The organism is Phenylobacterium immobile (ATCC 35973), assembly GCF_001375595.1.
Lineage (GTDB): Bacteria > Pseudomonadota > Alphaproteobacteria > Caulobacterales > Caulobacteraceae > Phenylobacterium > Phenylobacterium immobile.
The window spans coordinates 990,169-1,014,598 of the sequence record NZ_CVJQ01000001.1; the positions used below are offsets into that span (position 1 = coordinate 990,169).

Sequence of the window (24,430 nt, forward strand, 5' to 3'; positions counted from 1 at the left end):
GGATCGGCGGTGGGGTCAGGCCCGCCATTGCCCATCGCGGCGTGCGCGCGTAAGGGCCGCTGGCAGGGGGAAATCGTGACCGACCGCACCGCGCGCAAGCGGGCCGGGGACACTGGCGTTGATAGCGGCATTTCCCGCTTTTCGTTCGGCCTCGTCTTCGCCAGCTATTTCATCCTGGCCGTCGGCAACATGGGGCTGATTTCGGTCCTGCCGGGCATCGGCCGCGAGATCGGGCTGCCGGATCCGTTCATCGCCGCGGCTTTCGCGATCTCCGGCATCTTCCTGGCCTCTGTCGCGCCCTTCTGGGCCCGCACCGCCGACCGGATCGGCCGCAAGCCCGTGCTCATCACGGGGCTCGCCGGCTACACGGTCTCCATGGCCCTCGTCGGCGTGGTCGTCGCCTGCGGCCTGCACAAACTGGCGGCCTGGTTCATCATCGCGCCTTGCCTGATCGCCGCCCGCTCGATTTTCGGCCTGGTGGGTAGCGCGATCCTGCCGTCGGGCCAGGCCTACGTGGCTGAGCGCACCCCGCGCGAGACGCGCACCCGGGCGATCTCCAGCCTCGCGGGCGCGCAGGGGCTGGGCACCATCATCGGGCCGCTGATCGCGCCCCTGTTCATCCTTCCCCTCGTCGGACTGTCCGGACCCATGTTCGGTTTCGCGGCGATCGCAGGGATCACCTTGGTGCTCGTGCTCCAGTTTCTGAACGAGGGCCCGAAGATCAACTTCGACGATGAGGTCGAGACCGCGGCCTCTGTCGCCGAGGCGGAGGCCGCGCCAGCGCGCGCCTGGCGCGATGCGCGGATCATGCCCTTTGTTCTGTTCGGCGCCGGCATGGGCGTGGCCCAGGGGGCTCAGGCTCAAATCCTGCCCTTTCTGATCATCGATACCCTTGGCGCGCCTCCCATGCAGGCCCAGGCGTCAGTCACGCTGGCCATGATGCTTGGCGCAGCCTCAGGCCTCGTCGCCCAGTGGGGTCTGATCCGGCTGTTCAAAATGAAGCCGAAGGATCTGATGAAGTGGGGTGCGAGCGTGGCTCTGCTTGGCCATTTGCTGATCCTGACCTCGACCAACATGTGGGGGATCATGGCGGGATACGCCGCCTCCTGCATCGGCTTCAGCTTCGGTCGCCCAGGCTACACGGCCGGTCTGTCGCTATCCGTCACCCAGCGCGAACAGGGCCGGGTCGCGGGCATCATCGCCATGTTGGCGGGGATCAATGTCCTCGCGCCCTTCTTCGTCCTCATCTATCAGCACGATCGCAACGCGCCGTTTGCGCTGAACGCCGCCTTGATCGCAGGGGTCCTAGTCTACGCCGTCGTCCAGCCGCGCTTGAAGCATTCGGGCGTCGCGGCCCGGGTCAGCTGAGCTCGGCGAGGGCGTCGCGGGCCTGCCGTTCGGCCGGCGCAGCGCCCGCCGCCCGGGCAATGGCCTCGGCCACGGCGAAGGCCTCGCGCACCGCTTCACGCTCGCCGTGGAGCGCCGCCAGGGACCGGGCGCGGATCAGCAGGGCCTGCGGCTCGAAGACGCGCTGGCCGGTCTGGTTGACGTCTTCAAGCGCCAGTTCCGCCTCATTGAAAGCCTCCTCGCCGTCGCCCTGGCGGAGCAGCAATTCCGCCAGCACAAGACGGAAAAGGCACAGCCCCAGCTTGTTGCCTGCGGACGCCGCGCCCATGGCCTCGCGCACTTGGGCGACGCGGTCCTTGCGTCCCTCAAGCCGGCCACGGGCCCACAACGCAAACAGCCGACAGTGGGGACGCCAGGAGCCGACATTGTGCTCAATGCAGTAGGCTTCGCCTTCCTCAGCCAGGCCCAGCGCGCCGTGCGGATCGTCCGCGAAATAGCGCACGTAGCAGGCCGCGGCGTAGGCCCAGCCCAGCGAGGCCGGATGCTGCAGGGTGAGCGCGAAGTGAAGGTTCTTTTCGGCCCGCGCGATCGCGCCAGCCGCGTCGCCGGTCACCGCTTGGCTGACAGCATGGAAGCCTTCGCCCGCCACCAGGCAGTCGGCCCCGAAGTGATAGGCCCGGGCGCCGTGGTCCTCCGGATGATAGGTATCGGCGAGCGCTGTGAAACGCCTTCGCGCCTCGGCGTGTTCGCCGCGGAAGAAGGCGACGTAGCCCAACATTCTGTAGCCTTGGCATAGGTCGCCGCGCCGGTTCTCGCGCATCGCCAGTTCCAGCATCAGCCGGGCCGGAGGTTCGGCGAGATCGAGCTTCGAGGCGAAGTGGTAGCCCGAGAAGATGCCGTAGAGGACCCGGCCGCGCAGTTCCGGATCGCCGACCGCTTCGACAAGATCCTGGGCGCGCGCATAGGCCTCCACCGTGCGGGGGTGTGCGGGCCCGTGAAGGACGTAGGCCGCCTGGCCGAGCGCAAGCTGCAGCTGGAATTCCAGCGCTTCGCCATCGGTCCACTCTCGAGCCTGGGCGATGGCCTCGAGGCCTCGGCCGAGGTGAGCGATGGCTTCCAGGTTAGCGGCCCGGCTCTGCGCCCGCTGCCCAGCCATCAGCCAGTAGCGCGCGGCGGTCAGAGGGTCCCCGCCCAATTCATGGTGTTGCGCGAGGATCTCCGGCTCGGCGGCCACCAGGTCAGGGCGCAGGGATTCCAGCGCCAGCGCCGCGCGCGCGTGCAGCGTGCGTCGGGTATTGCGCAGCAGCCCGTCGTAAGCGGCTTCCTGCAAAAGGGCGTGGGTGAAGGCGTATTCGCGTCGGTCGCCGCGATCGACGGGGGCGATCAGATTGGCCGCCTCCAAGGTGGAGAGATCGGCGGTCACGGCGGCGGGATGGCGTTGCGCGATCTCGGCGACGGAGTCGGCGGCGAACGTTCGGCCGAGTACGGCGGCGACCTGGGCGGTCAGCTTGGCGGCGCCAAGCCGGTCGAGCCGTGCGGCTAGCCCGTCGTGCAGGCTGAGCGGAATGCCGCCGGCGGGGCGGGCCTCGCCGTCCGCGGCCACGGCGCGCGACAGCTCCTTCAGATAGAGGGGCACTCCGTCGGATCGCGCGAGAATCTGTTCGATCAGCGGCTGCGCGATATCGCCGCCGGTTTGGCGGATGATGCGGCGGGCCTGGTCGGGCCCGAGGCGGTCTAGGTGTCGAAGCTATGAAGGTTGTTCACCCGGGACAGGGCTGAGAGGCTGGGGTTGCAAAGCTCCAACTCCTAACCCGGAAGGTCCCGGATGAACGTCCACCAGAATGCCCGTCTGACGCCTGGGGGTCGAGCGCTGCTGGCGCGGCGCGTGTCGCAAGGCTGGACGGCGAAGGCGGCGGCGGAGGCGGCAGGGGTGTCGCTGCGGACAGCGCGCAAATGGATCGCCCGGCATCGTCGCGGCGGCGAGCGAAGGCATCACGACCGCAGCTCGGCGCCGCGACGATGTCCGCGCAAGGTGGCTGCGGCTCGTGTGGCTGAGATCGAGCAACTGCGGCGTCAGCGGATGACCGGTCCGGCGATCGCCCGGACGCTGGGCATGGCCCGCTCGACGGTGGGGGCTATCCTGCGCCGGCAGGGGCTGGGCAAGCTGGCCGCGCTCGATCCGAAGCCGCCGGTGATCCGCTACGAGCACAGCCGACCGGGCGCGATGATCCATCTGGATATCAAGAAGCTCGGCCGCTTCGACGTCGCCGGCCACCGCGTCACCGGCGACCGCCAGCTCGGCCGCTCGCGCCGCGCTGGCTGGGACTTCCTGCACGTCTGCGTCGATGACGCTTCGCGCCTGGCCTACACCGAGATCCTGTCTTCGGAAGGCCAACTCGACACCACCGGCTTCCTCGAACGCGCCCTGGCCTGGCTCGGCCGTTGCGGCGTCCGCGTCGAGCGGGTGATGACCGACAACGGCTCGGCCTACCGTTCCAAGCTCTTCGCCAACGCCCTGCAGGCCGCCGGCGCCCGCCACGTCCGCACCCGGCCGTACACGCCCAGGACCAACGGCAAGGCCGAGCGCTTCATCCAGACCAGCCTCAGGGAGTGGGCCTACGCCAAGCCCTACAGCTCATCGGCTGAACGCGCCCAAGCCATCGGACCCTGGATCGACGCCTACAACCTCAGCCGACCTCACGCCGGCATCGGCGGACTCTCACCCTGGACAAGGGTGAACAACCTTCTTGGAAACGACATCTAGGTCGAGGATGGTGATCGGCTTGATCCGCATCCATGCCCGGGCCGCGTCAGGTCGGCTGGACGCCAGCAGCATGACTCGGTCGTGGTCGACCGCGCTCAGGATTTGCCCGAGGAATTCGTGCGTCGATGGGTCGGCCCAGTGGATATCCTCGATCATCACGATCACCGGATTGATCTGGGCGTTGCGTCGCATCAGGTCGATGAGAGCGCTCAAGGTGTCGCGGCGGCGCTGCTGGGCGACCGGGGCCGAAATGGCGCTGTCGCTGGCGCTGGGCGGGGCGACGAACTCGCGCAACAGGGGCGCGGTGTCGGGCAGGCCGCGCCGGTCGACAAAGGCGGCGAGGCGTTCTTCTCGCTCAACTTCGGAGACGCCTTCGACCCACCCCAGGATTCGCTGCATCCGCGTGATCACCGGGTGCAAGGGGCTTTGCACGTGCCGGCTCGAACACTGCATGGCGATCACGGTGAAGTCGGTCTTGATTGCGTCCAGAAAGTCGCTGATCAGCGTCGACTTGCCGATACCGGCCTCGCCGCGCACCAAGACCGCCTGCGGCTTGCCTTGGGTGGTCAAGCGCCAGGCCTCGGCCAGGGCGTCGCGCTCCGCCTCGCGGCCAACCATGGCGGTAAGGCCGTCGCGCGCGGCCTCAAACCGCGTTTCGTGTTGGCGCTCGCCGCCGGCCCGCCACAGTTTGACCGGCTGATCGATGCCCTTGAGGGTTCGTTCCCCCAGATCCTCGAGTTCGAAGGCGGAGAAGGCCAGTTTGCGGGTGGAATCAGCGATGATGACTTCACCCGGACCGGCCTCGGCCTGGACCCGCGCGGCGAGCGTGGCGACCGGTCCCGTGATCGCGGTCTGGCGCGAAGCGCCCGCGCCCAGGACGTCCCCGACGACGGCGAGGCCCGTGGCGATGCCGACCCGCGCGTTCAGCGGGGCGCCATCGGCGATGATCGCGCGGACGGCCTCGATCATTTCGCGCGCGGCGCGCACCGCCTGTTCGGCGGCGTCTTCACGTGCGACGGGATGTCCGAAGTAGGCGACCAGTCCATCGCCAAGATATTGGGCGACGAAGCCGTCGTGCCGGCGCACCGCTTCGACGCAGACGCTCTGATAGGCGCGCAGCACATCTCGGAGGTCTTCCGGGTCGAGGCGAACGGATAGCCGGCTGGAATCCACGAGGTCGCAGAACACCACCGTCACCTGCCGCCGCTCGGCGTCCTGCAGGAAGGCGGCGCCGGTGTCCGATACGCCGCCGCCGTTCCGCGGCGGTTCACTCATGGGATGGCTTCGAAGCTCTCCAGGGCCAAAGCGCCGACCGGGGCGGCTACGTTCAACCCATAATGCTTCCGCGTCCAGTGCGGCGGATCGACCAAACGCCATCGGTAGCCGGTCGCCAGGCGGGCGCAGAACAGCTTGCCGATCAGCACGGCCGGGTCCTTGCCGGGACAAATCTTGTCGTCGGGCCTGACAGCCTGATCGTGCGGCCCACGGGACCAAATCAGGGCCTCGCGCGCCTGCGCCTCGACATAGCGGTTTGCGTCGAACGCGAGGGGATCGGGATAAACGCTCGGATCCTCAAGCGCGAAGGGGATGACCCCCATCACTAGCTCGCCCTTGCGAATGGCGAAGTCGCCGGAGGCTGTGGAAAGCGCCCGATCCTCGGTGGCGCGCCCGAAAATGAAGAACACCGGCGGGTGCAGCCGGAGCACCTCGCGGATCACGCCGTCCAGCAGACTATCGGTGAAGATGGCGCCCAGGTCGCCGGCGACGAGCCGAGCCTGTAGGTCGTCCTGCAAACCGCCTTGGCGGCTCAGCTCGCCGACGATCGATTTCAGCATCGACTGCGTACCGAGGAAACCGTTCATCCCCAGCAGGAAGGCGAGCTGGTGCGGCAGCGCCTCTGCGCTGACTCCGTGGCTGCGGGCGAGCGCCTCGACCTCGCCGTAACGCGGCGAGGTGCGGATGAAGTCCACCAGGCGGCCATAGGCCTTCAACGATCGATTGTAATTGGAGTTGGGGAACGGCCTTTCCGCCCAGGCGGCCATGTGCAGGAAGATGCCGCCATAGATCAGCCGGACGTCGGCGGTGCTGGGCCGGGCGCCCAGAAGCCATTCGAAGATCAGGCTGACCGCCATGTCCTCGATCTCGCCCTGCCAGTCGAACTTTTCGAGCTTGGTCCAGCGGCCGAAGAACTCGTCCGCGACCGCGTCGAACACCCCCGGCAGGGCCGGTCCGCGTGCGGCCATGAGCGCGAGGTAGAAGGCCTTTGGGTCGTCGTGCGCCGGCCCATGTTCGAAGATCGACGGCGTCACGTCGCCGACCAGCGGGCGCGGTGGCACGGCCCAGCTGAAGCCGTAGTCCTGGATCAGGGTCTTGTCGGCGAACAGCGGGGCGATCCCCTGCTGGTCCAGGACCGCGATGGTCGGCTGGAAAAGGTTCACCTTGAAGACCGTAGATTGATGGATATCGCGCCGGCGAGCGAAATACTGCTCCCAGCCGAACAGGAAGAATTCCGCCGTGCCGAACACCTTGCCCAGGAACGGCAGGCCATAGGAGCCCGGCGGAGGGCGAAGCGCTGGTGTCACGGTTTCGCTCACGGCGGCCTCCGTCAGGGGTGGTGGAATGACAGGGTGCGCCCGTTGAGACGCAGATTGCGCTGGCCCACATCGTCGAAGGTGCTGGTGGCCTCAATCGCAGCCATGCCGACCGAGGTGAACGCCTGCTCGCCGAAGACATGGGACGCCAACAGCGGATTGGTCAGCGCTTGGGTGAAGGCGTCGGAGCCGACCATCAGGCGCATCAACTCGCCCAGCGGCGCGCCTGGCGCACGGGCCTCGGCCAGAAGCCCAACCATCATCTCGATGCCATCGACGTCGCCGTAGAGGTTGTCCAACTGCTGGGCGAGGCCCGCGTCGCGGGTCAGCTCCAGGGTGGTCGATAGGCGCGGCAGGCCGAAGGCCTGCCGATAGTCGTTGTAGCCGCGCAGCTTCCATCCGCGCGACTTCTGGATCGCCGCTACATCGGCGTCGACCAGGAAGGGCGGCGTGTTCTTGAGGCCGATCTTGCCCGCCGGCTGGAGCGCGCCGTCCGAAAGCACAGAGGCGACGCCCGCGCGCTGCAAGAACTCGTTGTTGAAGCGGAACTGTTCGCCGCTCAGCGCTTCGCCGTCGACGGTGACGAGATCCGGCGTCAGGGAATGCCAGCGGTAAAGCAGGTTGAACTCGGCGCTGATGCGGTTGGTCCGATACCAATTGCGCTTTTCGGCCTTGCCCACGTCGACGAAGAATTTGATCGGCGCCGCGGACAACAGGTTGATGTAGTCCTCAATGATCAGTTTCAGCAGCACGACCATGGTCGTGTTGCGGGCCGTCTCAAACAGGCGGTCGTCGTCGAAGTTCGGATGGGCTTGGGCGATATCCCGGGCCAGTCGGTTGTGTTCGCGCAGGAAGAGTGTGTTGAGCGCGCTGTAGAAGATCGTCGAATTGGCGCGTTCAAGACCCCCTGCGAACAACTGCTTGCGGCGTTGCGGCGTGTCGAAAACGCCCGTCAGTACGGGGTGCCTGTAGCCTCCGGTAACCGGGTTGACGTAGCTCAGCCCCAGGAAGTCGTCGGCCACGCGAAGCCCGTCCTTGTCGAACAGCCGGCTGGGAAACTCGCCGTCAATCCCAGGCGTGGAACGCAGCTGGCCCCCGCGGCCCAGACGCAGCAGCTGCGTGTCGGCCTCGCTCAGACCATAGATCTGGCAGAGATCGATCTCGTGGTTCGAGGTGTTCTTGCGGTAGTCGTCCGGGTCTGTCCGCAGGAAGCTGTCGGTGAACCACTGGGCGAAGAAGCAGAACAGGGCCGAGCTCTGCGGGCACGGTATCATCTGCGGGCCGCGGATGAACAACGGCCGCACGGCCTCGATCGCCGGCAGGTTGGCGGTGAAGGCCGCATCGGCCTCCGGCAGGTGGCGGCCGGAGTAGCTGCGGTCGACCAGACCGGGCCAGGAGATGTAGTTCGCTGAGACGCCGGCGTCGGGCGAGGCCAGTGGCGGCGCGCCTGGCTGGCCGCGCGGCCCCCAGAGTGAAAAGGGCAACGGTCGGGGGGCGGAGGACGACGACACCATGTTGATGACGAAGTCGTTGATGAAGCGCTTGATCCACGGAACCTTGATCAGGACGCCGAGGATCCATGTCAGCCAGCTCTTGCTGGTGACGGCTGTACGAACAGACTGCCGGCCAAGAGTCGTGTGCGTGCGACCGGTCGGGTTCACCACCAGCCTTCCTCCCCGACCGGCGCGCGGAGGTTGGCGGCGACCACCTCCTCAAGCCCGGCCATATCCAGAAATTCGATCCGTCGCCGGCCGCTCTTGATAATCTTGCGATCCGCCAAGACCTTCAACTCGCGCGTGACGGCCTCGCGGTGCGTGCCGATGCGGTTGGCGAGCTCGGCGTGGGTTGGGGCGGGCTGGTCCTCCGACCCGCGCGATCGGGCGATGCGGATCAACTCGCAGTGCAACCGTGCGCGGACGTTCAGCGCGCTGAGTTCGAAAACCCGGTCGGTCAGACTGCGAACCTGCGAGGTCAGCCGTCGAACCAGCCAGCCGGCTGCGGCCACGTTGTCGCGCACGAGGGCCTGGAAGACGGACTGGGAAATCGCCAGCAGCCGCGCGTCCGTCAGGGCGACGACGCCGACCGAGCGGGTCTCACCGTCGATGGCGGATAGTTCGCCGAACAGCTGGCCCTCGGTGAGCTCCCGCAGAGAGACCTCCCGGCCGTCGCTGGCGTAGAGCAGGACGTTCAGGCGGCCTTCGCGCACCAGGAACACTTCCGTAGAGGTTTCACCGCGCGCCAGGACGAACTGGCCCTTGCGCACGCGCATCGTTCTCGCGCGCGCGATGAGGTCGCGCTGCGCGTCCTGATCAAGCACATCGAGCAGCCCAGGCCGCCCCTTGTCCGACATCTTTAAGCCCGTCCCTCGCATTAACCCCTGGCCGCCGGCTGGCTAAACTGCCGGTTGTCGGCCTGGATGGTCAAGCTTGCCGTAGTATACTCCCGCCGCATCCTGCGGTTGTGTGCGGAATCTCACCCAGGCGGGGTGACACCCGCGACCGATGCGCGCGCGCCATGAGCGCATGGTGCTGTCGTTGGCGCCGTCGCGAAGGCCGCGCGGCGCGGCGGGGTTCCAAGATGCTGCATAGCGATCCAAAGCACTTGCGCGATTGCGTGGGGTTGGCGCCGTGGCTGGCCAAGCGCCTTGCCGGGTTCGGCTTCTTCGATTCGGCCCAGTTGCTGGGCGCCGTCGCCGTCGAAGGGATGGAAGACCGGCTTGCTGAGGGTCTTGGCGTCGATCGGGGGGCGCTGGCCGAAGCGATCGCGGCGACGCGGCGTGAGGCGGATTGGGATGCTTTCAACCCTGCCAATGTCCCCTGCGAGGAACGCAGCTTCGGCGCCCGCGCCCCAACGCCGGCCGCAGAGGCCGAGATCGACGCCCTGCAGACCCCGCTGCAGGCGCCGGCGGTGGTTCCTCCCGCGGTCAATCGAATCGCCGAGTTGCCAGCTCTCTGCGGCCATGCCCAGAACTCTGCGTCGATCGCAGTAGCGGTCTCCACAGTCTACGCGCACCACTGCAGTCGCAACGGCGACGCCGAGCCCCTTTCCGACCAACTGATCCGGCGCCACGCGATGCGCGTCGAAGATGGGGATTCCGGTCAATTGCGGGCGCTGCAGACTCTGGTCGGCGCATCTGCGCGTTGCGCGCCGTTGGTCCTGGCGGCCAACGACGTTCGCGGCGCGAAAAACGCCCTGGCTAGCGGTCGGCTGATGTCGGTCACCATTCCGGTCTATGCAAGCTGGGCTCGGAACGAGGGCGTCCGCCAGACGGGACGGATCACGATGCGCCTGGGCGAGGAGCCGGTGATCGGCGGCCAGGCTCTTTGCATCGTCGGCTACCAGGACAAGGCGGACTATCCGGGCGGGGGCTACTTCGTGGTCCGCAACAGCCTGGGTCCCAATTGGGCTTACGCCTCGCCGTTTGGTCCAGGCTACGGGACCATCCCCTACGCCTACATCGCCCGCGAAGGCTGGGAACTCGCCGGCGTCGCCTGACCGTTCCTCACCACTTTCAAAGATTTGCGGACGCAGGGTCGTCCGACCGGGGCAAAGACCATGTTGCATCAGGACATCACCGCCGAACCGACCACCTTCAAGCGGCACCGCTATCCCGCCGATGTGATCCGCTATGCTGTGGGGCTCTACATAAGGCGCGGCTTCAGCTTGAAGGACGTTGAAGAGCGGATGCGCGAACGCGGTGTCGAAGTCTCTTCCGAAGCGATCCGCGGCTGGACCATCAAGTTCGCCGAGCAGATGGAGCGGGCCAGGCCGGCGCCCCGCAGCTTCGCCTCGTCTGAGCCGCGCTGGCGTTTCGATGAGATGGTCTGCACCGTGGCGGGCCGCCGGATGTACCTCTGGCGTGCGGTCGCCCAGGACGGCCAGGTGTTGGATCTCGTCTTGCAGGTCCGGCGCGACGCCTGGTCGGCGTTGGTGCAGCTGAAGCGGCTTCTGGGTCAGGGGTACATGGACGCCTAAGCCGGCCTCGCGGTCACCAGCGGCGTCAGCCAGCGATGGGATCCGCCAGCGCCTCATCGACGGCGCGGCGCAGGGTCGCCTCGGTGAAAGGTTTGTAGAGGACTGGCATGTCCTTGGGCGCGGCCTCCACATCGAAGTAGCCGGTCAGCAGGATAACCGGCAGGCCAGGGCGAAGGGCGCGCGCACGGAGCGCAAGGTCGACCCCATTCATGCCGGGCATGGCGAAGTCGACCAGCACGAGATCCAGATCGTCACGCGCCTGCAGGATCTCCAGGGCGCGATCGGGCCCTTCAGCCTCCACGACGGCGTGGCCGAGATCGTTCAGGAAAGACGCGGTCACCCCGCGCACCGCCGGCTCGTCATCGACCACGAGGACGCAGGCCCGCGTTGAACCTCTCGCGTCTTGCGCGCCGGTCTCGGCGGCGTCGCCGGCGAGCGGGTCTGCGCATCGGGGCAGATAGAGGGAGATGGTCGAACCGGCGCCCGGCTCGCTGTCGATGGTCAGAGCGCCGCCGGAGCGCTGGGCGAAGCCGTAGACCATGGGCAGGCCAAGGCCGGTGCCCTTGCCGACGGGCTTAGTTGTAAAGAATGGTTCGAGGACGCGGGCCATGACCTCGGGCGTCATGCCCTCGCCGGTGTCGCCGACGCTCAAGACCACATAGTCGCCAGGCGTTACGTCGAGGGGCGGCTGTGGATCGATGAGGGTCAGGTTGCGGGCCGTCAGGGTGATCACGCCGCCGCCAGGCATGGCGTCACGCGCGTTGATCGCCAGGTTCAGCAGGGCGAGCTCAAGCTGGTCGGCCTCGATAGCCGTGGGCCAGAGGTCGTCGTCGATCCGCCAGTCGGTGGCCACCGAGGCGCCCAAGGTGCGCACGACAAGGTCCTGCGCGCCGTCCATCAACTCGCCGATGCGCACCACCGACGGCCGGCTGTCGGTCTGGCGGCTGAACCCTAGCAGGCGCTGGGTCAGCGCTGCGCCCTTCTGGGCGGCGAGGGTCGCGTTATCCAGGTAACGGCGGACGGCCTCTTCATCGTGAAGCTTGCGCGCCGCGAGTTCCAGGCCGCCGAGGATCGCGGTGAGCAGGTTGTTGAAATCGTGGGCGACGCCTCCGGCCAAGGTCCCCAGCGCCCGCAGCTTGTCCGATTGACGCAATTGCTGCTCGGCCAGCCGTTGCTCGGTGATGTCGTGTTCGACGATCGCGACATGGGTCGGCGTGGCCGTCGGCCCGATCGGCACGGCGGTGAACTGGGTCCAGCGCGGCGCCGGGCCCTCGGTCTCGACCACCACCTGGACGGTGCGCCCTTCGCTCAGCGCGATGGTCTCGGCCTCGCCGGGCGCCGCGCCGGTCACCTGCTGTTCGCGCAGGCCAAGCGCCATCTCGCGGACCACGCCCATCGCTTGCGCCTTCGCGTCGTTCAACTGGACGAACCGGCCGTCAGCGTCTTTGAAGGCGACGGCGGCGGGCAGGCTTTCCATCAGGCCCCGTAACAGCGCCTGTTCACGCGCCAGGGCGGCCCGCAAAGTGCGCCGCTCGACCGCCGAGGCGATCATGGCGGTCAGGCCCTTGGGCTCCCACGGCTTGGCGGCGTAGCCGACGATGCCGCCCTGGTTCAGGGCGGCGGTCACTGCGCTCAGGTCTGCGTAGCCCGTCAGCAGGATGGCGTCGGCGTCCGTAAGCGTGCGCGCCTGGGCCAGGAAGACGTCGCCCGTCATTTGCGGCATGCGCTGGTCCGACACGATCACGTCGATCGCCGCGCCGGCGGCCAGGAAGGCCAGGGCCTCTGGCGGCGAGGTGAAGGTCGAGATCTCGTAGGTGTCTTCCAGCAGATCCGTCAGCGCGACCAAGATGTCCGGCTCGTCGTCCACTAACAGAAGATGCGCGCGCTGCGGCGTCCCGGTCATAGGGAACGCCCGACAGGCAGCATCAAGGAGAAGCGCGCGCCGCCCAGCGGGCTGTCGCCGACCAGGATCTCGCCGCCATGCGCCTTGACGACGTTATAGGCGATGGCGAGCCCCAGGCCCGTGCCTGAGCCCACTGGCTTGGTGGTGAAGAAAGGCTCGAAGATCCGTTCACGGACGTCGGCGGGAACTCCGGGACCAGAGTCATCGATGTCGATTCGATAGGTCTCGCCATCGTTCGCCGTGGCGATCCGGATCACGCCTGCGCCGTCCAGGGCGTCGGCGGCGTTGGCGACAATGTTCATCACCACCTGGTTCAACAGCGCCGGTGAGCCATGAAGCAAGCCCTTGGCCGTCATATCGCGCTGAATTTCGATGGCGCCGAGTTTGGGCTTGAGCAGCGCCAGGACGGTTTCAGCCGCATCTGCGACATCGAGGTCCTGTTTCTCGGCGTGATCCAGACGCGAAAACTTCCGCAGGTTCAAGACGAGCTCCTGGATACGCTGCAGGCCGATGCGCATTGAGGCGAGGCGGTCGCGCGCCTTGGTGAGGTCCACGGCCGGCGGCGAATCCGGCGGCAGGGCTTCGAGCGCGTTGGCGCTCAGCCGTTCAATCGTGTCCTGGTGGCCGAGGATGAAGGCCAAGGGATTGTTGATTTCGTGCGCAATGCCGGCGACGAGTTCGCCCAGCGACGCCATCTTGGCGGACTGCACCAACTGGGCCTGGGCCTCACGCAGACGGCCATTGGCGGCGGCCAGTTCATCAGCGACCGCGGCGCGGGCCTCCGCTTCGTCGACGCGTCGGTTTTCGTCGGCCAGCAGCTTGCGGCGCATCAGGGCGCGGATCCGCACCTTCAGCACATCGTCGTCATCGTCGCTGGCCACCACGCCGTCGGCGCCGGCGCCGAAGGTCGCCGCCAAATCGTTAGGCCGATCCGCGCCGGGGCCGATGACCACGATCTGGAAGCCCGCGGCGCGGGTCATGCGCAAGGCGTCCAGTCTTCGGCAAAGCTCCAATTCTGGCAGTCCGAGGCCTGAGAAGGGCGCTACGACGCAGTCGACAGCGTCGGTCGCCAGGGCCACAGCTTCGTCCAGGGTCGAGGCTGAGAGGGTCTCGTAGCCCTCGTGGGCCAACAGATGTGAGAGGCGCAGTCGCTGGGTGGCGCTGTCATGGACCACCAACAGCACGCCGGGGCGGAAAGCGTCGCCGCGTTCGGGCCGGGGCGCGACGAGCGCTGGCCGCAGCAGGGTGCGCAGGCGGGCCACCACGACATCCATGCCCGCGGCCTTCGGCACATAGGCGTCGGCGCCGCTCTCCAGGCCTTGACGCTCCAGGTCAAGCTCCCGGGCGCTGGTCAACATCAGCAGCGGCAGGGCGCGGGTCCTGCCATTGAGCCGAATCTGCCGCGACAGCTCGCGGCCATCCATGCCGGGCAGGTGGAAGTCGGCGACAAGCAGGTCCGGCACCTGCTCGTTCAGCATCTCCAGCGCCCGCTCGGCGCTGGTCGCCGTCTGCACGGTGAAGCCCTCGGCCTCCAAGACCCGCCGCAAGGCCAGCGCCTGGGTCTCGGAATCCTCGACCACAAGGATTTGCGCGCCTTCGCTCATCGCCCTGGGGTCCAGCCGGCCGCGCCGCTGGCGGCAAGGTCGAGGATACGCCCGCCGATGCGATCCAGCGGCAGGATTTCTCGCGCGCCGCCCAGACGCGCAGCGGCGCCTGGCATGCCGTTCACGACGGTGGTCGAGGGATGCTCGACAATGGTGTGACCGCCGGCCATGCGAAGTTCCAGCAAGCCTTGCGCGCCGTCTTCACCCATGCCGGTCAGAATGACGCCGACGGTCTGGGCGCCGGCTGATTTCGCGAGCGATCGCAAAAGGACATTGGCCGACGGTCGCTGGCCGGCGAAGGCCGGTTCACGGTTCAGGCGCATCACGCCGCCGGCCGCCACGGTCAGGTGATGGTCACCCGGCGCCACATAGGCCTGGCCAGCCCGCGCAACCTCGCCCTCGACCGCCAGCCCGACCTTCAGTCGGCTGAGGCCGTCAAGCCATTGGGCGAAGCCCTCCATGAAGGCCGGACCCATGTGCTGCACGATGAACACCGGCGCGGGAAAGTCGGCCGGCAGCGCGTCTAGCACGCGGGCCAGCGCCGGCGGGCCTCCGGTCGACGCGGCGAGCGCTAAGTAACCGAGGCCGGCGAACGGCCGGGCCGCATGGATCGGCAAGGGCGGTGAGGCGGCTGGACGGCCGCCGATCTCGCGGCGGCGGATCACGGGGACGCTGCTCATGATGAAAAGCTGGGTGCAGATATCCTGAGCGACGCGCTCATAATCCCCGCTGCCCAACCCCACCGGCTTTTCAACCACGCTCAGGGCGCCCGCCCGCAGGGCGTTCATGGAGATCTTGAGGGAGGCGTCCTCCACAGCGTCTGCGACCACCACCACGGGCGTCGGGTGCTCGCCCATGATGCGGCGGGTCGTTTCCAGCCCGTCGATCCCGGGAAGGCGGATGTCCATCGAGATCACGTCCGGCCGCACGCGGCCCAACTCGCTCAAAGCCTCCTCGCCCGAGGCGACGGCGGCGGCGACGGTGAAGCGCGAGTCGCGGCCGATGATGTGGGCCAGCAACTGCCGCACCACCGGCGAATCCTCGACGATCATGACGCGTACGCGCGTAGCCATTTTCAGAGCACCCGGCCGATGGTGGCGAGGAGTTCGCGCTGATCGAACTTCTGCTTGGTGATGTAGGCCTCCGCGCCCAGATCCATGCCGCGCCGAATGTCTTCAGGGTCGTTGCGCGAGGTCATGAGGATGACCGGAATGGCGGCCAGGCCAGCGTCGGCCTTGATGGCCTGAAGCAGGGAGAAGCCGTCCATCTTGGGCATTTCGATGTCGGCGACCACCAGATCGACAATTGCTTCGCCTGACCGCAGCGCGCCCAGCGCATCGACCCCGTCCACGGCCAGCAGGACGCGGTAGCCCTGGGCCTCGAGGATGCTTTTTTCGAGGGTTCGGGTGGTGAAAGAATCGTCGACCACCAGCACGGTGCGTACATGGGCGTCGGACGTCGAGGTTTGGGCGACCAGACCGATCCCGGCGCCGGCTTGGGCGCGCTCACGACGCAGCCACGCGTCCATCAAGCCGTCGGGATTGAGGATAATCGTCGCAGCCTCGTCTTCCAGCACCGCAGCGCCCAGGGCCAAGCCGCGGTCGAGGCCAAGCCCGTCGACGGTGCGCACCACGATCTCGCGGACGTCGTGGGCGTGGTCGATCGCGAGCGCGAGGCGCCGGTCGCCGCGCGCCAGCAGGAGCGCGCTAATATGGCCGCCCAACGCATGAATCTCGGTCGCGCCGCCCAGCAGCGCCGACAACGGGGCCAGCGGGGCGATGACCTCGATCTCATCTTCCTGGAGCCGTACGGCCGGCGCGCCGCCAACCGTCTCCACCCGGTCGGCCGACAGGCGAAGCAATCTGCGAACCCCATGGCTGGGCAGGCCGTAGGCGGCGCCGTCGGCCTCGACCAGAACGATGCTATGGCGGGCGGTCGAGAGCGGCGCCGAGAGGACGACCCGCGCGCCGACCGGGCGTCGCCGCTCCAGGCGGACGGACCCGCCCAGCTTTCGCACCGCTTCCTGCACCACGGAGAGGCCCATGCCGCGGCCGGACAGTCGGTCCACGGCTTCGCTGGCCGAGACGCCCGGTTCGAAGGCCGCTGACAGCACCTCCTCCGGCGTCGGCGGCGCGGTGTCGGGCGCGCGGTCGCCGAACAGGCCACGCGCCTCGGCGGCGGCGCGGATACGGGCGATGTCGGGGCCCGGACCATCATCGCGAATCCGTACGATCAGCTGTCCAGCCTGGGCTGTGATCGACAGCCGGATGTGCAGCGCTTCAGGCTTGCCGGCCGCGCGACGCGTCGCCGCGGACTCAGCGCCGTGGCTTAGCGCGTTTCGCAGCAGATGAATGACGGGATCGCGCAGCGCCTGCAGGACACGGCGCTCCGCGCGGGTATCCAGCCCCTCGACGCGGACGTCCACCTCAACCCCTTGGTCGCGGGCTAGATCGCGGATCATGCGGCCGAGGTCGCCGAAGTGGCTTTCGGCCTCGGCGAAGGACACCTGCTCAATGCCTTCGCGCAGGTCGGTGGCGCTGCGCTCAAGCGCCCAACTCGCCCGCACATGGTTCTGGATCAGGCCGGATAGCTCGCGCTCCAGCGTCCGGAGCGCCTGGTCGAGATCGATCCGCTGGGCGCCGCGGCGCTGGACCGCGCGCCCCGCGGGGGCGATCCGCCGCAGATCGGCCCTGAGCCGCCGTAGCGCCGACAGTTCGGTGTCGCGGCCCTGCAGGTCGCCACTCAGTTGCTGCATGGCTCGCGAGAGGTCGAGGACCGCCTCGCTTTCGATGCGCAGGTACTCGTGCGGCCGGTCGGCCTCGCGCGGGCCATCATCATCGTCTTCGTCGCCTGCAGGCTCGGATTCGCCCGGAAGCGGCGACACGCCCGCGACCTCCGCCTCGATGGCGTCGAGACCATCGTGCAGGAGTCGCACGATCGCCGGACTGAGCGCCTCGGCGGAGCTTGCGCCGGAATCGACGAAGCCGGACAGCCGTTCCTCCAACTCGTGCGCGAGACTCTCTACAACGGGCATATCCACGGCGCGGGCGGCGCCCTTCAGGCTGTGCGCGCGCCGGAATATTTCCCGCAGATCCGCGGAGCCGGGCTCCCCCAAGGCGCGCCGGATGGCCTCCAGATGCTCGCGGTGCTCGACCTCAAAGGCCGCCCGCAACTGGGCGCGGATATCGGCCACGGCGCAATCAGATCCGATAGCGGTCGGCCAGCGCCAACAGGTCCTGTGACAGGCTGGTCAGGTTGCCGGCCGCCTCGTCGAGTTGGCGGGTGCCGGCGGCCGTCTGCTGGCTGGCCTGACGTATGTTTTGCAGCGCGCCCATCACCTGCTCGATGCCCAGCTGTTGCTGGTTGGTGGAGGCGACGATCTGCTGGAAAGTCTGCACGCCTTCCTGGACGCGGCCGGTGATCTCGGTGATCGTCCTTTGCGTCACGTCGATCCGCTCGCGGCCGGCGCCCACGCGCTTCACCGCCTCCTCGGTCAGCATCACCGAGGCGTTGATGCCTCGCTGGATGTCGCCGAGGATCGCGCGCACCTGGCTGGTGGCGTCCTTCGCCTGGTCTGCCAGCATCTTCATTTCCGACGCGACGACCGCGAAGCTGCGGCCGTTCTCGCCCGCCGCCGCGGCCTCGATCGCCGCGTTCAGGGCGAGCAGGTGCGAGCGCTCCGAGATGTCGTTGACGGTGGCGATGATGTCGCCGATCGCTTGGGTCTTTTCGCTGAGCGCGACGATGTTCTCGGCCACGGCCTCGGCTTGGTCGCCGATCGAACCCATGGCGCGCGCGGTTTCGTCGACAGCCCGCAGGCCTTCCTGGCTGGTCTGCGCGGCGGCCTGGGCTGAGGCGATGACCTCCTGGGCGCGCTTGCCGATTTGGGCGCCGGAATGGGTGATCTCGTCGACCGTGGCGGCTGTCTCCTGCACGGCGGCCAGCTGTTCCTCGACGCTGGCGGCTTGCTCCTGGGTCGAGGCGCGGATCTCGGCGGCCGCGGCGTTCAGATTCTCGGTGGCCTCGCGGTTGCGGCGCGCCAATTCCTTGAGGCCTTCGACCATGCGGTTGAGGTTGGCGCCCAGCTGGCCGATCTCGTCCTTGCTCACGCGGGCCGGCTGGCCGGACAGGTCGCCCCGGCCGACACGGTCGACGAACGCCATGAACTGCTCGAGCGGCCCGACGATTGAGCGACGGACGAACAGGGCCACGCTCAGCGCCACGATCATCGCCACCAGCAGGCCGCCGAAGGTGGAGTAGCGGCTCACGGCGTAGGCGCGGTCCACCCGGACGCGGCCCAGCGCGATCATCTGGTCCATGGCGGTGCTGACGGCGGCCATGTCGTCGGCGAAGGAATCGCGCGAGCCGGCCAGTTCGCCACGGATACGGGTGGCCTCATCCACGTCGCCGCGCTCCAGCGCCTGGTAGAAGGTCTCGCCGCCTGTGCGCAGGCTTTGCAGGTTGCCCCGGGAGGTCTCCAGCCGCTGGCGGATGCTGGCCCAAAGCCGGCCGCGGTCCGGGTCGATGGCCGACTGTTCGTATTCGGCGGCCAACTGCGCCGTCCGGTCGAGGATCTGCTGGGCCTCCGCGCCCTTGGCTCGCCAGGTCAGGATCAACGGCCGCGGATCGCCCGCACGCCCGGAAGCGCGCAACGCGCCTTGGGTGTAAGCCTGCTCGCCCGCCACCTGCATCTCGAAGCGCGCGACGCGCGCTGAGGCGGCCTGTTTCACAAAGCTGACGTCGCGGGCGACGATGATGTTGGCGTCGTTGCGCACTGAGCCGATCTGCATGAGGCCGAAGAGCCCCAGCGCCACCATCAGGACGGCGGCGGCGGCGAAGCCCGTGAGGATGCGGTTGGCGATGGTCACGGGCTGAAGGCTCCCAATCCTTGAGGCGGATTTTTAGGCGTGGGCGGCGACGAGATCGTCGACGTTGAGGCGGACAATGATCTTTGAAGCGTGCGCGCCATCCAGCACCCGGCCACGGGGGCCGTCGGCGGTGTCCAGCAGCTCAACCTGGCCCGCTTCGGGCAAGGTCATGGTGCGCAGGGCGAGGTCGTGGTGGGCCAGCGTCAGAAGATAGCCGCCATCCGTGGGGGCGGCTTCAGCCAGGCCGAGACGGGCGGCGAGGTCGGCCACGGGGCGGATCCTGCCATCCTCGACGGCGAGGCCGATGACGCCCCCGCGCGCGCCGGGCGCCGCGCCGGCGCGGCGATAGGGCCGGGCACGGGTGACAGCCTCCAGCGGGAGGCCGTAGAGGCCGCCGGCGACGACGCAGATCATCAGGACGGCGGTGGGCGTTTGGTCGGCTTCGGGGACAAGGTCACTGCGCCCGGCCAGGCGTCGGGTGCGTTCCGACAGAACCCGGAAGCCTAGCGGGGTGGGGCCCATGGGCTTGAGCTCCCCCGGTTCAGCGCTTGCGCGGCGTCCTGTCGTCAAAGCCCCGCCCACCCTCAACTTCAAAGCCCGCCGTCGCGGTCTAGGTAAAGGCGTGCAATGTCGCGCAGATCCTGCGCGGTCATCCCTGCCCCCTCAGGTAAAGGCGCGTCGGCTGGAAAAGTTCCCGAAAGCCTGGCCGCAGTCGCCAGCGAGCGGCGGCCGGCGGCGAGCTGACCGCGCTCTATCCGCAATAGGCCGAGCTGCATGTGCGCGAGCGCGAACCCGTCATCCAAATAGAGCGTCTTGCGCAGCGCCGCCTCTGCGGCGTCGGGCAAGTCCAAGCCCTTGGACAGAACGCCCTCGTAATAGCGCAGAACGGGGTCGTCCGGCGCCGCTTTAAGCGCCGCCGCGGTCGCCTTCAGCGCGCCTTCCAGGTCGCCCAAGTCCGCCCTCGCGCGAATCTGGGCGACGCCCTCGTGGCTGGGCGGCTCCGCCGCGGCCGGCGCAGCGGCGGCGGGGGCGGTCGGCCGGCCGGGCATGGGCGCGATGGGCGCGGCCGGCTCCCAGGCCACGGCTTTCTCGGCCAGGCCATGGAAGACGTCCGAAGGCGCAGGCGCCTGTTCGATCGCCTCGATCTGCGGCGCGGTCAGGGGCCGGTAGGCGGTGACGTGGGGCAGGTGGGTCGCCTGGGCGAAGCGGTCGAAGCCCGAGTTTGGCTCGGCGTGGCCGACCAAAAGCCAGCCCTCCGGCGTTAGCCGCTCGGTCAGGGCCTGGGCGATGGCCAGCACCGTGTCCGGGTGGAAATAGATCAGGACGTTGCGGCACAGGATCAGGTCGTAATCCGTCAGCTCCAGCGGCGGCGCCGGACTGAGCAGGTCCATCAGGTTCAGATACTGAAAGCGCGCGGCGATGCGATGCTTGCGTTTCAGGCTCCACTTCTCAGGTCCCGGCCCCGGGGTGAACCAAGCCTCGCGCTCGCCGTCGGTCAGTGTGCGGGTCGCCCAGCGGCCATATTCGGCGCGGCGCGCTGCGGCGAGAAAGGTCTCGTTGATGTCCACGCCGAGGATCGAGACCCGCCAGTCGGCGCGCGCTTCGCCCAACATCTGGTCGATGAGGATCGCCAGGGAATAGGGCTCCGCGCCGGTGGCGCAGCCGGCGCTCAGGATCCGCACCCGCTTCTCGCCTGCGCGGCGCCCGAAAATCTCGGGCAGGATAGTCTCGCGCAGGGCCTCGAACTGCTCGGCGTAGCGGAAGAAGAAGGTCTCACCGATGGTGATCTCGGCCTCGAGAGCGGCCCATTCGCCAGGCTCGGTCTCCAGTCGCCGCAGATAGCCGGGCAGGGTGGTCTCGCCGGTCGCGCGCATCCGTCGACGCGCGCGTTCCCACAGGAGATCGTCCTTGTCGGCGTAGTAGAAGTGGCCCGTGCGGCTGATGACCTGCCGCTTCAGGGTCTCCAACGCATCAGGCGGCGGGGGTGCGGCCTCAGATCGTCTCACGCTTGCGCGGACGCGGCGTCAGCGATGCGGGCGCGCGCGGCCTCCGCCAATTCGGCCAGGCGCAGGCGTTCCTCTTCCAGCAAGAGCCCTTGCGGATCGAGCAGGCTCACCATCCGTCCGCCGATTGTCAGACGCGCCGTGATCAGGCCATTTACGCTCTCCGCGGGCGCCGCCGCTGAGGCGCTGTCGGCGGTCGTGGTGAGGTCGGTGACACGATCGACGAGCAGGCCCAGGCCGCCTTCGGCCAAGTGCAGGATGTGGCGGTAGACGTCCTGCGGGTCGTCCTTCCCGGCCTGGCCCACCAGGGCCCCGAGGTCAGCGACGGCCAGGGGTTCGCCACCCAGGTTGAGAAACCCGGCCAGCACCGCAGGAGACCCGACCGGGCGATCGAGGATCGCCAGCGGCAGGATCTCGGCCACGGCGGCGGCGGGCAGGGCGAACAGCGACTCCTCCAGGCGGAAGATCAGAAACGGTCCGGTCGGCGCGATCATGCGTCTACCAACACCATCCCGTCGCGCGCGCCAAGACCGGCGGGATCGTGGGAAGGTTTGCGCCGGACCCTAAATCGTCGGCTAAGGTCTAGCAGGGCCGCCCAGACGCCCATCGAGCCGAAGGTCCGCCATGGAAAAGTTCTTCACACGGTTCGCCAGCGCGACCGCCAAGGCCACGGGGAGCCCCGCCGCCTTCCTGATCTGCGTCGCCATGGTCCTGCTCTGGGCCGCCACCGGCCCGATCTTTAAGTTCTCCGAGACTTGGCAACTCGTCATCAACACCTCGACGACCATCATCACCTTTCTGATGGTTTTCCTGATCCAGAACACCCAGAACCGCGATAGCGAGGCGGTGCAGACCAAGCTGGACGAACTGATCCTGACCTCCGACGCCGAAAACGAGTTCGTTGGGATCGAGAAGCTTTCGAACAAGGAGCTCGACGCCTTGCACGCCCGTTGCCGGGCCGCCGCGATGGCCAGCCACGCGTTGCTGGCGCGGACCGCTGAGGAAAAGCGTGCGCGCGAAGAGGCGGCCTCCGAAAGGCCCCGCGCGCCGCGGCGGGCCAAGGCGCGTGCCAAGCCCGGGACCCGCAGTCCGTCCGCGAGTAGCTGAGTTTGGGATACCGGTCGGTCCCGCGGCCCTCCGGGGTCAGGTCCAGCAGGTTCCACACCGTGCCCAAGTCGATCGGGCCGCGCGCATCCTGGCCGGGATCGGCCATTTCGCCGCTCATCTCGCCGGCCCAGAAAAACCGCGCGCGCGCCGTCGCGCTTGACGATCACCAGGGCCGGGCATTCTCCGACGCCTTGGGGCGACAGGCTCAGGCCGTTCGGAAAGATGTCGCCGACTGTCTGGACGAAATCGAGGTCGCGCCAGCCGCTTTCGCGGGCGAAGGCCAACTGCTGTTCGACAGGACTGCGGCCCAGGATCTCAGGGCGACGCGTTGCTTGATATCAGCGCCGTCGCCGTTCAGCGCGCCGAGCACGTTTGTGCACATCGGACACGGCCGCTCGCGCTCGGGCCCGTACATCCGAATAGGTGACCAGCGCGCCCTTGTCGCCGAACCGGTCGAGCAGGCCGACGTCCTGGCCGTTGACCTCCTTGAAGCGATAATCCGTCTCGATCACAGGACCATCCGGCAGCGCCTGGCGCTGCTCGGAGACGCGGGTGATATCGCGGCGCAAGGCCGCCTGGGCGATGGTTGCTCTCAAGCTGGCGCAAGTCGCGCCTGAATGGCGCTTGCAGCTTCGGTCAACGCCGCGCGCGCGCGCGCCTCAAAGGCCTCGTCGAAGCGAGCGATGGGAGCGGATACCGAAAGCGCTGCGACAATGCGGCCACCCCAGCCGCGTACGGGGGCGGCGATGCACTTGAGGGTCTCGAAGATCTCGCGGTCGTCGAGGGCGAAACCTTCCTTGCGCACCTGGACCAGCTGGGTCTTCAGAACCTGGGGATCGATGATGGTGTGCGGGGTCAGGCTGACAAAGGGGTCGCCGGAGAGGTAGGCCTGCAGATCCTCCGCAGGCAGTTGGGCTAGCAGGACCTTGCCGATCCCCGAGCAATAGGCCTCCAGCTGCATGCCTTCGCGGGTGAACAGGGGATCGGCGCCGCCGGCCTCCTTGGCGAGGTAGGTGACCATATCGCCGTCCAAGACGCCCAGGTGCGCCGTTTGCCCGCAGGCCTTGGCCAACACCTTCAGCGCAGGCCGTCCCAGGTGCGCCAGCACCGCGCGCTCGTCGAGGCTGCGGCCGAGTTCGATCAGGCGCGCGCCGGGCAGATAGCTGCCCGGCTTCTCGCGCAGCATGTAGCCGGCTTGAACCAGCGTCGTCATCAGCCTGTGCGCCGTGGCGGGAGGCAGGCCCGCCTCTTCAGCGATCTCGTCGATCGCCCGATCACCGCGGTTGACGGCGAGCTCCATAAGCTCAAGCGCCTTAAGCAGGCTTCGGGCGGGGGGTGTCGCCATGGCCGCGCTCCATCTTTCTCACAATGTGAGAATATCAACTTCCTGGGCCGTTGTCCCGCGCCGCATATGGAATAGGTTCCGCATCCATAAGCAGCGGGTCTCGAAAACCCGCGCAGGGAGAGAAAAGGGTCACGGATGTCCAAACCTGACTACAACGCGCTCGCCGAGCGCTTGCGCGGCGCCTACGGCGGAACGCCTGTGCCGCCGATGCGCGATGGCCTGGAGCCAGGCGACGCCGACGGCGCTTACGCCGTGCAGCGCCTGAACACGCAACATTGGGTCAAGCAAGGCCGCCGCATCGTCGGCCGCAAGATCGGCCTCACCGCCAAGGCCGTCCAGACGCAGCTCGGCGTCGACCAGCCGGACTTCGGCGTGCTCTTCGCCGACATGGAAGTGCCGGACGGCGGAACGCTGGCCACCTCGAGCCTGATCAAGGGCCGCGTCGAGGCCGAGGTCGCCCTGGTGCTCGGCCGCGATCTCGACAGCCCTGACGTCGGCTATGGCGAGCTGCTGCGCGCTGTGGAATACGCCGTGCCGGCCCTGGAGATCGTCGACAGCCGCATCGCCGACTGGAAGATCACCTTCGCCGACACCGTCGCCGATAACGGCTCGTCCGCCTATTATGTCCTGGGCCGTGAGCCCAAGTCGCTGAGCGGCCTCGACCTTCTCACCTGCGGCATGATCATGGAGTTCGATGGCTCCGTGGTGTCGATGGGCGTCGGCGCGGCCTGTCTCGGCCATCCCCTGATCTCGGCGGCCTGGCTCGCCAAGACCCTGGCGCAGGCGGGCGAACCGCTCCGCGCCGGCGACGTGGTCCTCACCGGGGCTCTTGGCCCGATGGTCGATCTTAAGCCTGGGATCCATGTCCGCGCACAAGTCGGCGGTTTGGGCTCAGTTGGTTTCAATTTTCGGGAAGCATGACA

Annotated in this window: 21 protein-coding genes; 6 read left to right on the forward strand and 15 right to left on the reverse strand. The window is 68.1% G+C overall.

Annotation, left to right across the window (positions count from 1 at the left end):
- Nucleotides 1-75: 75 nt before the first annotated feature.
- Complete coding sequence (locus BN1313_RS05040; protein ID WP_176695893.1) at nucleotides 76-1,368, forward strand: MFS transporter; 1,293 nt, start codon at nucleotides 76-78, stop codon at nucleotides 1,366-1,368.
- Here BN1313_RS05040 and BN1313_RS05045 read toward each other — a convergent pair.
- A complete protein-coding gene (locus tag BN1313_RS05045) occupies nucleotides 1,361-2,983 on the reverse strand; it encodes an ATP-binding protein (protein ID WP_091737310.1) in 1,623 nt (540 codons plus the stop codon). The genes BN1313_RS05040 and BN1313_RS05045 overlap by 8 nt on opposite strands.
- Before the next feature lie 189 nt (nucleotides 2,984-3,172).
- On the opposite strand from BN1313_RS05045, the gene BN1313_RS05050 reads away from it, so the two are divergent.
- Nucleotides 3,173-4,111, forward strand: a complete 939-nt coding sequence (locus BN1313_RS05050) for an IS481 family transposase (RefSeq protein ID WP_091737313.1) — start codon at nucleotides 3,173-3,175, stop codon at nucleotides 4,109-4,111.
- Here the strand turns inward: BN1313_RS05050 and BN1313_RS05055 are convergent.
- Genes BN1313_RS05055 through BN1313_RS05070 form a run of 4 tightly spaced genes read right to left on the reverse strand, consistent with a single transcriptional unit; the run spans nucleotide 4,067 to nucleotide 9,052 of the window.
- Complete coding sequence (locus BN1313_RS05055; RefSeq protein ID WP_176695894.1) at nucleotides 4,067-5,386, reverse strand: adenylate/guanylate cyclase domain-containing protein; 1,320 nt, start codon at nucleotides 5,384-5,386, stop codon at nucleotides 4,067-4,069. The two genes, BN1313_RS05050 and BN1313_RS05055, sit on opposite strands and share 45 nt — an antisense overlap.
- Complete coding sequence (locus BN1313_RS05060) at nucleotides 5,383-6,705, reverse strand: cytochrome P450 (protein ID WP_218054309.1); 1,323 nt, start codon at nucleotides 6,703-6,705, stop codon at nucleotides 5,383-5,385. The genes BN1313_RS05055 and BN1313_RS05060 overlap by 4 nt, the downstream gene beginning before the upstream one ends.
- A gap of 11 nt (nucleotides 6,706-6,716) precedes the next feature.
- Nucleotides 6,717-8,366 carry a peroxidase family protein gene (locus BN1313_RS05065; RefSeq protein WP_091737319.1) on the reverse strand — a complete coding sequence of 550 codons (1,650 nt, stop codon included), beginning with the start codon at nucleotides 8,364-8,366 and terminating at the stop codon, nucleotides 6,717-6,719.
- Nucleotides 8,360-9,052, reverse strand: coding sequence for a Crp/Fnr family transcriptional regulator (locus tag BN1313_RS05070; protein ID WP_176695895.1), 693 nt, complete (start codon nucleotides 9,050-9,052; stop codon nucleotides 8,360-8,362). Before BN1313_RS05070 ends, BN1313_RS05065 begins: the two co-directional genes overlap by 7 nt.
- Nucleotides 9,053-9,279: 227 nt before the next feature.
- Between BN1313_RS05070 and BN1313_RS05075 the strand changes: the two genes are divergently transcribed.
- On the forward strand, nucleotides 9,280-10,197 hold the full coding sequence (locus BN1313_RS05075) for a C1 family peptidase (protein WP_091737323.1): 918 nt from the start codon (nucleotides 9,280-9,282) through the stop codon (nucleotides 10,195-10,197).
- Nucleotides 10,198-10,257: 60 nt separating this feature from the next.
- Nucleotides 10,258-10,677, forward strand: a complete 420-nt coding sequence (locus tag BN1313_RS05080; RefSeq protein ID WP_091737326.1) for a DDE-type integrase/transposase/recombinase — start codon at nucleotides 10,258-10,260, stop codon at nucleotides 10,675-10,677.
- Nucleotides 10,678-10,702: 25 nt separating this feature from the next.
- On the opposite strand, the gene BN1313_RS05085 is transcribed toward BN1313_RS05080, so the two are convergent.
- The 8 genes from BN1313_RS05085 to BN1313_RS05120 all read right to left on the reverse strand — a co-directional run bounded on the left by BN1313_RS05085 (nucleotide 10,703) and on the right by BN1313_RS05120 (nucleotide 21,549).
- Nucleotides 10,703-12,580, reverse strand: coding sequence for a response regulator (locus tag BN1313_RS05085; RefSeq protein WP_091737329.1), 1,878 nt, complete (start codon nucleotides 12,578-12,580; stop codon nucleotides 10,703-10,705).
- On the reverse strand, nucleotides 12,577-14,184 hold the full coding sequence (locus tag BN1313_RS05090) for a response regulator (protein WP_091737332.1): 1,608 nt from the start codon (nucleotides 14,182-14,184) through the stop codon (nucleotides 12,577-12,579). The genes BN1313_RS05085 and BN1313_RS05090 overlap by 4 nt, the downstream gene beginning before the upstream one ends.
- Nucleotides 14,181-15,257, reverse strand: a complete 1,077-nt coding sequence (cheB, locus tag BN1313_RS05095; RefSeq protein WP_091737334.1) for a chemotaxis-specific protein-glutamate methyltransferase CheB — start codon at nucleotides 15,255-15,257, stop codon at nucleotides 14,181-14,183. Before cheB ends, BN1313_RS05090 begins: the two co-directional genes overlap by 4 nt.
- A 2-nt stretch (nucleotides 15,258-15,259) precedes the next feature.
- A complete protein-coding gene (locus BN1313_RS05100; RefSeq protein ID WP_091737338.1) occupies nucleotides 15,260-17,377 on the reverse strand; it encodes a hybrid sensor histidine kinase/response regulator in 2,118 nt (705 codons plus the stop codon).
- A 7-nt stretch (nucleotides 17,378-17,384) separates the two neighbouring features.
- On the reverse strand, nucleotides 17,385-19,052 hold the full coding sequence (locus tag BN1313_RS05105; protein WP_218054310.1) for a methyl-accepting chemotaxis protein: 1,668 nt from the start codon (nucleotides 19,050-19,052) through the stop codon (nucleotides 17,385-17,387).
- 33 nt (nucleotides 19,053-19,085) lie between these two features.
- Nucleotides 19,086-19,574 (reverse strand): chemotaxis protein CheW, encoded by a 489-nt coding sequence (locus BN1313_RS05110; RefSeq protein ID WP_091737340.1) that lies wholly within the window; start codon nucleotides 19,572-19,574, stop codon nucleotides 19,086-19,088.
- Between the two features lie 68 nt (nucleotides 19,575-19,642).
- Nucleotides 19,643-21,058, reverse strand: a complete 1,416-nt coding sequence (locus BN1313_RS05115) for a CheR family methyltransferase (protein WP_245620100.1) — start codon at nucleotides 21,056-21,058, stop codon at nucleotides 19,643-19,645.
- On the reverse strand, nucleotides 21,055-21,549 hold the full coding sequence (locus tag BN1313_RS05120) for a chemotaxis protein CheW (protein WP_091737343.1): 495 nt from the start codon (nucleotides 21,547-21,549) through the stop codon (nucleotides 21,055-21,057). The genes BN1313_RS05115 and BN1313_RS05120 overlap by 4 nt, the downstream gene beginning before the upstream one ends.
- A gap of 130 nt (nucleotides 21,550-21,679) precedes the next feature.
- On the opposite strand from BN1313_RS05120, the gene BN1313_RS05125 reads away from it, so the two are divergent.
- On the forward strand, nucleotides 21,680-22,162 hold the full coding sequence (locus BN1313_RS05125) for a low affinity iron permease family protein (protein WP_091737347.1): 483 nt from the start codon (nucleotides 21,680-21,682) through the stop codon (nucleotides 22,160-22,162).
- 338 nt (nucleotides 22,163-22,500) lie between these two features.
- Here BN1313_RS05125 and BN1313_RS16700 read toward each other — a convergent pair whose 3' ends face one another.
- A complete protein-coding gene (locus BN1313_RS16700; RefSeq protein WP_218054311.1) occupies nucleotides 22,501-22,758 on the reverse strand; it encodes a thioredoxin domain-containing protein in 258 nt (85 codons plus the stop codon).
- Nucleotides 22,755-23,507 carry an IclR family transcriptional regulator gene (locus BN1313_RS05135; protein WP_091737353.1) on the reverse strand — a complete coding sequence of 251 codons (753 nt, stop codon included), beginning with the start codon at nucleotides 23,505-23,507 and terminating at the stop codon, nucleotides 22,755-22,757. The genes BN1313_RS16700 and BN1313_RS05135 overlap by 4 nt, the downstream gene beginning before the upstream one ends.
- Before the next feature lie 135 nt (nucleotides 23,508-23,642).
- Here BN1313_RS05135 and BN1313_RS05140 point away from each other — a divergent pair, with 135 nt between their 5' ends.
- The gene (locus tag BN1313_RS05140) at nucleotides 23,643-24,428 is read left to right on the forward strand and encodes a 2-keto-4-pentenoate hydratase (protein WP_091737356.1); all 786 of its coding nucleotides are present in this window, start codon (nucleotides 23,643-23,645) and stop codon (nucleotides 24,426-24,428) included.
- Nucleotides 24,429-24,430 lie beyond the last annotated feature (2 nt).

Coding starts and splice junctions, on each gene's coding strand:
- BN1313_RS05050 (WP_091737313.1), top strand. CDS start 3,173: ATGAACGTCCACCAGAATGCCCGTCTGACGCCTGGGGGTCGAGCGCTG.
- BN1313_RS05055 (WP_176695894.1), bottom strand. CDS start 5,386: ATGAGTGAACCGCCGCGGAACGGCGGCGGCGTATCGGACACCGGCGCC.
- BN1313_RS05070 (WP_176695895.1), bottom strand. CDS start 9,052: ATGTCGGACAAGGGGCGGCCTGGGCTGCTCGATGTGCTTGATCAGGAC.
- BN1313_RS05075 (WP_091737323.1), top strand. CDS start 9,280: ATGCTGCATAGCGATCCAAAGCACTTGCGCGATTGCGTGGGGTTGGCG.
- BN1313_RS05080 (WP_091737326.1), top strand. CDS start 10,258: ATGTTGCATCAGGACATCACCGCCGAACCGACCACCTTCAAGCGGCAC.
- BN1313_RS05085 (WP_091737329.1), bottom strand. CDS start 12,580: ATGACCGGGACGCCGCAGCGCGCGCATCTTCTGTTAGTGGACGACGAG.
- BN1313_RS05090 (WP_091737332.1), bottom strand. CDS start 14,184: ATGAGCGAAGGCGCGCAAATCCTTGTGGTCGAGGATTCCGAGACCCAG.
- cheB (WP_091737334.1), bottom strand. CDS start 15,257: ATGGCTACGCGCGTACGCGTCATGATCGTCGAGGATTCGCCGGTGGTG.
- BN1313_RS05110 (WP_091737340.1), bottom strand. CDS start 19,574: ATGGGCCCCACCCCGCTAGGCTTCCGGGTTCTGTCGGAACGCACCCGA.
- BN1313_RS05120 (WP_091737343.1), bottom strand. CDS start 21,549: ATGATCGCGCCGACCGGACCGTTTCTGATCTTCCGCCTGGAGGAGTCG.
- BN1313_RS05125 (WP_091737347.1), top strand. CDS start 21,680: ATGGAAAAGTTCTTCACACGGTTCGCCAGCGCGACCGCCAAGGCCACG.
- BN1313_RS05135 (WP_091737353.1), bottom strand. CDS start 23,507: ATGGCGACACCCCCCGCCCGAAGCCTGCTTAAGGCGCTTGAGCTTATG.
- BN1313_RS05140 (WP_091737356.1), top strand. CDS start 23,643: ATGTCCAAACCTGACTACAACGCGCTCGCCGAGCGCTTGCGCGGCGCC.